This is a genomic window from Roseovarius atlanticus (assembly GCF_001441615.1).
Classification (GTDB): domain Bacteria; phylum Pseudomonadota; class Alphaproteobacteria; order Rhodobacterales; family Rhodobacteraceae; genus Roseovarius; species Roseovarius atlanticus.
The window spans coordinates 1-956 of record NZ_LAXJ01000056.1 but is presented as its reverse complement, the minus strand read 5'-3'; the positions used below and the strand labels follow the sequence as shown (position 1 = coordinate 956).

Annotated in this window: 1 protein-coding gene; it reads left to right on the top strand. The window is 64.2% G+C overall.

Going from position 1 to position 956, the window contains the following annotated elements; all coding sequences use genetic code 11:
* The coding region (gene sucC / locus XM53_RS22270) for an ADP-forming succinate--CoA ligase subunit beta (RefSeq protein ID WP_057796990.1) at positions 1-956 on the top strand (956 nt) is incomplete at both ends.

Sequence of the window (956 nt, the reverse complement as noted above, 5' to 3'; positions counted from 1 at the left end):
ATCACCAAGTCGGTCTCCGAGGCCGCCGAGGAAGCCAAGAAGATGCTGGGCCGCACGCTGGTGACCAAGCAGACCGGCGAGGCCGGCAAGCAGGTGGGCCGCATCTATATCGAGGAAGGCGCGGCCATCGCCAAGGAGTTCTACCTGGCGCTCCTGGTCGACCGGGTGACCTCCCGCGTCAGCTTCGTCGCATCCACCGAGGGCGGCATGGATATCGAGGAAGTGGCCGAGAAGACGCCCGAGAAGATCCTCAGCCTGAGCGTCGATCCCGCCACCGGCTACCAGCCGTTCCACGGCCGCCGCATCGCCTTCATGCTGGAACTCGAGGGCGCGGCGGTGAAGCAATGCGTCAAGCTGATGGGCACGCTCTACCAGATGTTCCTGGAAAAGGACATGGAGATGCTGGAGATCAACCCGCTGATCCTGACCGAGGGCGGCGAGCTGAAGTGCCTCGACGCCAAGATGGGCTTTGACTCCAACGCGGTCTACCGCCATTCCGACATCGCCGAGCTTCGCGACACGACCGAGGAAGACCCCAAGGAACTGGAGGCGTCGAAGTACGATCTCAACTACATCGCGCTCGACGGCGAGATCGGCTGCATGGTCAACGGCGCGGGCCTCGCGATGGCGACGATGGACATCATCAAGCTCTACGGCGCCGAGCCGGCGAACTTCCTCGACGTGGGCGGCGGCGCCACCAAGGACAAGGTGACCGAGGCGTTCAAGATCATCACCTCCGACCCGCAGGTGAAGGGCATCCTGGTGAACATCTTCGGCGGCATCATGCGCTGCGACGTGATCGCCGAGGGCGTGGTCGCGGCCGTCAAGGAAGTGGGCCTGAAGGTCCCCCTCGTGGTCCGCCTCGAGGGCACCAATGTCGAGAAGGGCAAGGAGATCATCAACACCTCCGGCCTCGACGTCATCGCCGCCGACGACCTCAAGGACGGCGCGCAGAA